This is a genomic window from Microvirga sp. P4_A5 (assembly GCF_056402495.1).
Map to the genome: position 1 here is coordinate 20,397 of NZ_JBFUHH010000051.1, position 9,066 is coordinate 29,462.

Consider the following 9,066-nt stretch of genomic DNA (forward strand, 5'->3'; position numbering starts at 1 on the left):
GCGCAATGGCACTCATCGAAACGCGCGGACTGAAGAGAGTTTACAATCTCGACGCCGGACGCGTCGTCGCGCTCGATCATGTGGACCTCGACATCGATAAGGGCGATTTCGTTGCGGTCATGGGGCCCTCCGGCTCGGGTAAATCGACGTTCATGAATCTCGTCGGATGCCTGGACCGCGCAACGGAAGGTCAATACAGCCTCGGAGGGACCGCGATCGAGACATTGGATGCCGACGGCCTCGCGCGCCTGCGCAACCGCGAGATCGGTTTCGTCTTTCAACAATTCAACCTGCTGCCGCGACTGGATGCGCTGGCCAATGTCGAACTGCCGATGATCTATACGGGCATCGACCGTTCGTCCCGACGCGCACGTGCTCTCGATGCGCTCGGGCGTGTCGGCCTGGCGGACCGCGCCCACCATCGCCCCATGCAATTGTCGGGTGGCCAGCAGCAGCGCGTGGCAATCGCCCGCGCGCTCGTGAACAACCCGAGCCTTCTGCTCGCCGACGAGCCTACCGGAGCCCTCGACAGCAAGACCGCCGCGGAAATTCTCGCGCTGTTTCAGGCATTGAACCGCGACGGGACGACCGTTGTATTGGTGACTCACGATTCCGATGTGGGCCATCATGCCCGTCGCATCGTGCGCTTCAAGGACGGGCGCGTCACGGATGATGCGCGCCAAACTCCCGTGCTCGCCCGAGTCCCGGAGGCCGCCGAATGAGGTTGATCGAGGCGATCAGATCCGCGCTTGGCGCGATCATGACCAACACCCTTCGAAGCCTGTTGACGATGCTCGGCATCGTGATCGGTGTCGCGGCGGTGATTGCCATGGTGGCGATCGGGGCCGGTGCCCGCAATCTCGTCGACACGCAGATTCGTTCGCTGGGCGCCAACCTCGCCATCGTGACGCCCGGCAACGTGACGCAAGGCGGCGCGCGGCTTGGCGCCGGCGCGGCGTCATCGCTTACCGACGATGATGCAGATGCGATCCGGCGGGAAGTCGAAGGCGTGGCGGCGGCCGCGCCCTTCATCCAGGGTCTGACGCAAGTGGTGGCGGGGGGAAGCAACTGGGCGACACGCATCTATGGCATCGACCTCGACTGGTTCGACGCGCGCGAGTGGGATGTCGCCAATGGTCGGAGCTTCGACGCCGAAGAAATCCGCCGCGGCGACATCGTGATCATTCTCGGCGAGACTGTCGCGCGAAACCTGTTTGGCGAAGAGGATCCCATCGATCGGACCGTCAGGGTCCGCAACGTTCCGTTCCGTGTCATCGGCGTGATGGCGCCGAAGGGCCAATCAGCCTTCGGCCAGGATCAGGACGACGTGATCTTTGTGCCGCTCGATGCCGGGCGCCGTCGCGTCATCGGACGCAACTACGCGCGCGACGGTTCCGTCGGATCGATCTTCGTCAAATTCGATCGTGAGGAGGATATCGAACCGGGCATCGCGCTGATGACCGATCTCCTTCGGCAAAGGCACCGGATCACCGGCGACCAGGAGGATGATTTTGCCATCCGCAACCTCACCGAAATCGCCAATACGGCGACAGCATCCGCCAATACGTTGTCCCTGCTGCTAGCCGCGGTCGCGGCGGTTTCGCTGCTGGTCGGCGGCATCGGCATCATGAACATCATGCTGGTCTCGGTCACGGAACGGACCCGCGAGATCGGCTTGCGCCTCGCCGTCGGCGCGAGGCCGCGAGATATTCTGAGCCAGTTCCTGATCGAAGCTACCACGCTTTCGACCATCGGCGGCTTGATCGGTGTCGGGCTCGGGATCACCGTGGCTTACGTCGTAGCCAACCTCGCGGGATGGCCCTCGCTCGTATCGCTGAACGCGGTCGCAGTGGCTGTCGGGTTCTCGGCGATGGTCGGCATCTTCTTCGGCCTGTATCCCGCGCGGCGGGCCGCGCGCCTCGATCCGATCGAGGCACTGCGGCGAGACTAGTTATTCGGCCGCGATAATATTATAGGATGCGGGATCGTAATTCAGGATGGGCGCGAGCCATCGCTCCACCTCGGCGATGCTCATGCCCTTCCGCAACGCGTAATCCTCGGCTTGATCCCGCTCGACTTTCGCAACACCAAAATAGTACGAATCCGGATGCGAGAGGTAGAGCCCAGACACGGACGAGCCCGGCCACATGGCGTAGGATTCGGTGAGCGTCACGCCGATGCTCTTCTCCGCGCCGAGCAACCGGAACAGGGTTTCCTTTTCCGTGTGATCTGGCTGCGCGGGATAACCGGGAGCCGGCCGGATGCCGTGATATTCCTCCCGCACGAGATCCTCATTGGTCAGATTTTCGTCCGGCGCATAGCCCCAGAACTCCTTGCGAACACGTTGATGCATGCGTTCCGCGAAGGCCTCCGCGATGCGGTCGGCCAGTGCCTTCACGAGGATCGAGCGGTAATCGTCATTGGCGCGCTCGAACTTCTCGGCAATGCGGACTTCCTCGAGACCGGATGTCACCACGAAACCGCCAACGTAATCCGCCTTTCCGCTCTCGCGCGGCGCAACGAAGTCAGACAGGCACATATTGGGCTTGCCGTCGCGCTTCAGCAATTGCTGGCGCAAGCCGTGGAACACGGCGAGTTCCTGCTGGCGGCTTTCGCCAGCGTAGAGATGGATATCGTCCCCAACCGTGTTGGCTGGCCAGAAGCCGATCACAGCCTTCGGATTGAACCAGCGCTCGTCCACGAGGCGTTTCAACATCTCTTGGGCGTCTTCGAACAATTGCCGGGCGGCTGCTCCCTGAAGAGGATCGCTGAGGATAGCCGGATAGCGCCCGCGCATCTCCCAGGTCTGGAAGAAGGGCGTCCAGTCGATATACGGAACCAGCTCGCCGACATCGTAGCTGCGAAACACACGTGCGCCGGTGAAAGTCGGCTTCGGAGCCTGATAGGATGTCCAATCGATCTTCGGCTTGTTCGCGCGGGCTTTTACGAGCGGCAGGCGCTGCTTATCGATTTCGGAGCGCGCATGCGCGTCAGCCACCTTGCGGTATTCCGCCTGGATGGTCTGGACATAATCGGCCTTAGACTCACTCGAGAGAAGAGACGACACGACGCCGACGGCCCGGCTTGCGTCATTCACGTAGACCGCTTGGCCCTTGCGGTAATTCGGGTGAATTTTGACCGCCGTGTGGACTCGACTGGTCGTGGCACCGCCGATCAGAAGCGGGATGTCGAAGCCCTCGCGCTCCATCTCGCTCGCCACATTGGCCATCTCATCGAGCGACGGCGTGATAAGACCCGACAATCCGACGATGTCGACGTTCTCGCTGCGTGCCGTTTCGAGAATTTTCTGTGCCGACACCATGACGCCGAGGTCGATGACTTCGTAATTGTTGCAGGCGAGAACCACGCCCACGATGTTCTTGCCGATATCGTGGACGTCGCCCTTCACGGTCGCCATCAATATTTTTCCCGCGGTCGAGCGACTGGTATCGCCAAGGCGTGCCTTCTCCTCTTCCATGAAGGGCATGAGGTAGGCGACCGCCTGCTTCATCACGCGGGCAGACTTGACGACCTGCGGCAGAAACATCTTGCCCGCACCGAAGAGATCGCCCACCACATTCATGCCCGCCATCAACGGACCTTCGATGACGTGCAAAGGGCGCTCGGCGGCAAGGCGCGCCTCCTCGGTATCACGCTCGATGAATTCGGTGATGCCGTTGACGAGCGCGTGCTCGAGACGCTTCGCGACCGGCCAGCTACGCCATTCCAGATCCGCTGTCTTGATCGGCCCGCTCCCGTCACCCTTGAATCGCGCGGCCGCGTCGAGAAGGCGCTCGGTCGCGTCGTCGCGACGGTTGAGAACCACATCCTCACACAATTCACGCAATTCGGGATCGATCTGCTCATACACTGCAAGCTGGCCCGCATTGACGATCCCCATATCCATGCCGACCTTGATGGCATGATACAGAAACACCGAATGCATCGCCTCGCGTACGGGCTCGTTGCCGCGAAACGAGAATGACAGGTTCGATACACCGCCAGAGACGTGCACGTGCGGCAGCGTCTCGCAGATGATCCGCGTGCCCTCGATGAAGGCGACGCCGTAGCCGTTATGCTCCTCGATCCCCGTCGCGACTGCGAAAACGTTCGGATCGAAGATGATATCCTCGGGCGGGAAGCCGATCTCCTCGGTCAGGAGCTTGTAGGCCTTGGTGCAGATTTCGACCTTGCGTTCAAGCGTATCCGCCTGTCCCAATTCGTCGAACGCCATCACCACCACCGCCGCACCATAGGCGCGACAGATCCTCGCCTGGTCGAGGAAAGCCTGCTCGCCCTCCTTCATGGAAATGGAATTGACGATGGGTTTCCCCTGAATGCACTTCAGTCCCGCTTCGATGATGTGAAACTTGGAGGAATCGACCATGATCGGAACGCGCGCGATATCCGGTTCGGTCGCCACGAGATTGAGAAACTCAACCATCGCTTTCTCTGAATCCAGCAAACCCTCGTCCATATTCACGTCGATGATCTGCGCACCGTTGGCGACCTGATCGCGAGCGACGTCGAGCGCTGCCTGGAAGTCGCCGTTGGTAACCAGCTTGCGGAACTTCGCCGAGCCGGTGACGTTCGTGCGTTCTCCCACATTCACGAACGTGATCTCGGGCGTGAGCGTGAAAGGCTCAAGGCCCGACAAGCGCATCAGCGGCTTCACGCTCGGCACCCGCCGGGGCGCCTTTCCGGCGACGGCATCGGCGATGGCGCGGATATGCTCGGGTGTCGTACCGCAGCATCCGCCGACAACGTTGACGAGCCCTGCATCGGCGAACTCGGACAGCATCGACGCGGTGGCCTCGGGACGCTCGTCGTACAATCCGAACTCGTTAGGGAGGCCCGCATTGGGATATGCGCAAACCAGGGTGTCGGCGCACTTGGCGATTTCCTGGATATGCGCACGCATCTCGCGGGCCCCGAGCGCGCAGTTCAAACCGACCGAGAAAGGATCGGCATGCCGCACAGAATGCCAGAACGCGGTCGGCGTCTGCCCCGACAGCGTGCGGCCGGAAAGATCGGTGATGGTTCCCGAAATCATAATCGGAAGTTTCACGCCGCGCTCTGCGAAGACCTGCTGGATCGCAACGATCGCCGCTTTCGCATTCAGCGTGTCGAAGATTGTTTCGACGAGGATGATCTCGGAGCCGCCATCGACGAGTCCCCGCACCTGCTCCGCATAGGAATCGCGGACCTGGTCGAAGGTCACGGCGCGAAAGCCGGGATTGTTCACGTCCGGCGAAATGGAAAGGGTGCGATTGGTCGGGCCGATGGCACCGGCGACGAAGCGGCGGTGCCCATCCTGCTTCTGGGCCAGCAGAGCCGCCTCTCGCGCAAGCCGCGCTCCCTCGCGGTTCAGCTCATAGACGAATGCCTCCATGCCGTAATCGGCCTGTGCGATGGAGGTCCCTGAGAACGTGTTCGTTTCGACGATGTCCGCGCCGGCAAGAAAATAGTTCAGGTGGACTTCGCGGACCGCATCGGGCTGCGTGAGGATCAACAGGTCGTTGTTGCCCTTGACGTCCTGCCCCCACTCCTTGAACCGCTCGCCCCGGAAATCGGCTTCGGAAAAGCTCGAGCGCTGCAGCTCCGTCCCCATGGCGCCGTCGAGGACCAGAATGCGCTTCGCCGCGATCTCACGGAGAGCCCTTGAGACCTCGGCGCCGTTTGCCTGCGATGGACTAAAAGTCGTCATGTATTTTCTTTCGTCACGGCTCGAAACGATGCAGCAATCAAGTCTTCAATCCTGCTCGGCGAGGGTTCGTCACCGGTTACGCGGCGACCTTGTCGGCATGGTCGCGCAGTCCCAGGAGATGGCAGATGGCGTAGACGAGGTCGGCGCGGTTCATGGTGTAGAAGTGAAATTCATTGACCCCGCGATCCACGAGGTCGATCACCTGCTCGGCCGCAACCGCGGCCGCGATGAGCTTTCGTGTTTCCACGTCGTTGTCGAGACCATCGAACCGGGCCGCCAACCACGCCGGAATGCTGGCGCCGGTCTTGGCGGCGAAGTTCGCCGTCTGCTTGAAGTTTTGGACCGGCACGATGCCCGGGACGATCGGGATGTTGATGCCCCGAGCGCGGACACGGTCGAGGTAGCGGAAGTAGTGATCGTTATCGAAGAAGAATTGCGTGATTGCGCGGTCCGCGCCGCAATCCACCTTCGCCTGCAATTCGTCGATGTCGGATTCGAGCGAAGCGGCCTCGGGATGCTTTTCCGGATAGGCTGAAACCGAGACTTCGAATTCCCCGACGGCCTTGATGCCGGCAACGAGATCGCAGGTCCGGCGGTAACCTTGCGGATGCGGCGCGTAGGCCGTGCCGAGACCCCCGACGGGATCGCCGCGCAAGGCCACCACATGACGGACGCCAGCGTCCCAATATGCCGAGACGACACCGTCGACCTCCTCTTTCGTCGCCGCGACGCACGTCAGATGCGCGGCCGGACTGAGATCGGTTTCTCGAACGAGGCGTGACACGGTCGTGTGGGTGCGCTCGCGGGTCGAGCCGCCGGCACCATAGGTGACGGATACGAATTGCGGGTGCAAAGGAGCCAGACGTTCGATCGACGACCACAAGGTCGTTTCCATCTCGGGCGTCTTCGGCGGGAAGAACTCGAACGAAACCTTGATGGGATGGGATGCCTGGCGGCTGGGGCGGATCGTCAGCGGGGACATCAGGCGACCTCTCTGTTGGCTTCGGCCACAGGCCAATCCGTGGCGACCCGGCGGTCCTGTCCGAGCCAGAGCGAAACAATCAATTGTTCGTCGCCGTTGTCGGGCGGCGCGATTTGACGATTGGACGTGCAGTCGAGCCCGGCATCTTCGAGCCAGCCGGCGATCTGCTCGGAAGCGAAACCCAGACGCCGATGGGCCTGCGCCTCCCGCAGGAATTCCAGCCCGTGCGGCGCGAAATCCACCACCAGAACGCGCCCGCCGGGCGCCACGAGGCGCGCCGCCTCGCGGATCGCGCGGGCCGGATCATCGAGGTAGTGGAGAACCTGATGAATGATGACGAGATCGAACATGTTGCGAGGGAAAGGCGGCGCATAAATGTCGCCTTGCCGAAGCTCTATGCGGGACAGGCCGGCCTTTTCGAGATTGGCCCGGGCGACCGACAGCATCGCGTGGCTCGCGTCCAATCCCACGGTGCGCGATGCGCGCGGAGCCAGCAACTGGAGCATGCGGCCGGTGCCGGTGCCGAGATCGAGCAGATTGACGGTGGGCTTGTCGCCAAGCGCCTCGAGAACCGCGTCCTCGACCACGTGCTCAGGCGCGTGAAGGGAGCGCAGGCGGTCCCATTCGGGCGCGAGGCGCGAGAAGAAGGCTTGCGCCGCATGGGACCGCTGCGCGCGCACGGCCTCCAGACGGCTGCGATCGTCCAGCAGAAGCGGATCGGCACGGTTGAGGGCGTCCAGCATCGGTCGCAGGGTCCGGGCCGCAGCACCACGATCCGTCAGGCGAAAGAAGGCCCACGCTCCTTCACGGTGCCGCTCTACGAGCCCGGCCTCCGCAAGAAGCTTGAGGTGACGGGAAATCCGGGGTTGTGACTGGCCGAGAATATCGGTGAGGTCGGAGACGGAAAGCTCGCCGTCGAGCAGGAGTGCCAATATCCGCAGGCGCGTCTCCTCCGCGGCGGCGCGCAGAATGCTGAGCGTCAGGTCAAGGGAAGGGGCGGCAGCGCTGGACACGGCAAATTCACTCTCACATATAAAGATATATTTATATCTCTTCTGGATATTTCCGCAAGCGAATTAGCCGCTCAGCCAGGTTTCGCGGCGCTCGCATGCTTCGCGGCTATCACGAGGCCGAGGACCGCGGCGGCAACGATCCAAGCTGTCCAGCTAACAGACTCGCCGTTCAGCCACCATGCAAGCACGAGCGTGATAAAGGTCTGCAGCAGTTGGACCTGGCTCACGAGCGCGATGCCCCCGAGCGCTAATCCGGCATTCCAGGCAAAGAAGCCGAGATATTGGCTGATCACCGTCACATAGGCGAAACCGATCCAACTCCAGGCGGGAACGGCCAGCGGAGCGGACGGGAAAAGCCAGATCGCCACAGGCAGACTCAGCGGCAGCGCTACCACCAGGACCCAAGAGATGACCTCCCACCCAGCCATTCCGGTTTGAACAAGCTTGGCCGATAGGACATATCCCAGAGCCGTCACGGCCACCGCTGCCAACAGATAAATGTCCCCTACCCCAAGCGCGCCGCCTCCTTCGACGAGCGTAAAACCGACAACCAGGGCGGCTCCAGCGGCGGCGGCGAGCCAAAACGCGGCGCCCGGCCGCTCCCCAGCGAGCAGCGCACTCATCAGGGAGGTGGTCAAGGGCAGGATCCCCAGCACCACCCCGCCGTGGGATGCCGGCACTTCCTGCATGGCGAGCGCCGTGAAGCCCGGAAATCCCACAACGAGGCAGCCTGCGATGAGCACGAACGTCGCGATTTGCCTGCGTGCGGGGGGACGCCGCCGCAAAAGAACGAGTGTGGTGCCCGCAAGAAGCCCGGCAACCGCCGCGCGGCCGGCCGTGACGAAGTAAGGGCTCAGACCCTCGACCGCCAGATGGGTGAGAGGCAAGGTGCCGGCGAACATGCACACGGCCAGGAAGCCGAGCAGCAGGCCCAGAGTCTCGCGGGACATGGCGGCTTTCTAACGGAAGGGAGGTTCGTCGAAGCTTCGAAGCTTCCGGGAATGGAGCGATGAACGCTGGCCGCGCAACGTGTCCACGGCCGCCAGGCCAATCATGAGATGTTCGCTCACCGCGCGTTCGTAGAATGCGTTGGCGGCGCCCGGCAACTTGATTTCGCCGTGAAGCGGCTTATCCGAGACACAGAGAAGCGTTCCGTAAGGTACGCGCAGACGGTAGCCCTGCGCGGCGATGGTGCCGCTCTCCATGTCCACCGCGATGGCGCGGGACAGGTTGATCTGGCGGCGTTCCTGCGTCCAGCGGAGCTCCCAGTTCCGGTCGTCGTAGGTCACCACCGTGCCGGTGCGCAGCCGCCRCTTGAGCGCATCGCCGCGCTGCCCGGTGACATGTTGGGCTGCCTCTTGCAG

The 9,066-nt window shown here is 62.6% G+C and carries 7 protein-coding genes; 2 read left to right on the top strand and 5 right to left on the bottom strand.

What is annotated here, in order from left to right:
* Nucleotides 1-5 precede the first annotated feature (5 nt).
* Nucleotides 6-722: an ABC transporter ATP-binding protein gene (locus AC1DVM_RS14235; RefSeq protein ID WP_477255178.1), complete on the top strand. Its 717-nt coding sequence runs from the start codon at nucleotides 6-8 to the stop codon at nucleotides 720-722.
* On the top strand, nucleotides 719-1,951 hold the full coding sequence (locus tag AC1DVM_RS14240) for an ABC transporter permease (protein ID WP_477255180.1): 1,233 nt from the start codon (nucleotides 719-721) through the stop codon (nucleotides 1,949-1,951). The genes AC1DVM_RS14235 and AC1DVM_RS14240 overlap by 4 nt, the downstream gene beginning before the upstream one ends.
* Here AC1DVM_RS14240 and metH read toward each other — a convergent pair whose 3' ends face one another.
* From metH to AC1DVM_RS14265, 5 genes are all read right to left on the bottom strand, one after another.
* Nucleotides 1,952-5,707, bottom strand: coding sequence for a methionine synthase (gene metH, locus AC1DVM_RS14245; protein ID WP_477255182.1), 3,756 nt, complete (start codon nucleotides 5,705-5,707; stop codon nucleotides 1,952-1,954). It abuts the gene before it with no gap.
* A gap of 76 nt (nucleotides 5,708-5,783) precedes the next feature.
* On the bottom strand, nucleotides 5,784-6,689 hold the full coding sequence (gene metF, locus AC1DVM_RS14250) for a methylenetetrahydrofolate reductase [NAD(P)H] (protein ID WP_477255184.1): 906 nt from the start codon (nucleotides 6,687-6,689) through the stop codon (nucleotides 5,784-5,786).
* Nucleotides 6,689-7,702: an ArsR/SmtB family transcription factor gene (locus AC1DVM_RS14255; RefSeq protein ID WP_477255186.1), complete on the bottom strand. Its 1,014-nt coding sequence runs from the start codon at nucleotides 7,700-7,702 to the stop codon at nucleotides 6,689-6,691. Before AC1DVM_RS14255 ends, metF begins: the two co-directional genes overlap by 1 nt.
* Before the next feature lie 71 nt (nucleotides 7,703-7,773).
* A complete protein-coding gene (locus AC1DVM_RS14260) occupies nucleotides 7,774-8,652 on the bottom strand; it encodes a DMT family transporter (protein WP_477255188.1) in 879 nt (292 codons plus the stop codon).
* A 9-nt stretch (nucleotides 8,653-8,661) separates the two neighbouring features.
* Nucleotides 8,662-9,066: phosphorylase family protein (locus AC1DVM_RS14265; protein WP_477255190.1), on the bottom strand; the 405-nt coding region annotated here is incomplete at its 5' end.

Coding starts and splice junctions, on each gene's coding strand:
- AC1DVM_RS14240 (WP_477255180.1), top strand. CDS start 719: ATGAGGTTGATCGAGGCGATCAGATCCGCGCTTGGCGCGATCATGACC.
- AC1DVM_RS14260 (WP_477255188.1), bottom strand. CDS start 8,652: ATGTCCCGCGAGACTCTGGGCCTGCTGCTCGGCTTCCTGGCCGTGTGC.
- metH (WP_477255182.1), bottom strand. CDS start 5,707: ATGACGACTTTTAGTCCATCGCAGGCAAACGGCGCCGAGGTCTCAAGG.
- metF (WP_477255184.1), bottom strand. CDS start 6,689: ATGTCCCCGCTGACGATCCGCCCCAGCCGCCAGGCATCCCATCCCATC.
- AC1DVM_RS14235 (WP_477255178.1), top strand. CDS start 6: ATGGCACTCATCGAAACGCGCGGACTGAAGAGAGTTTACAATCTCGAC.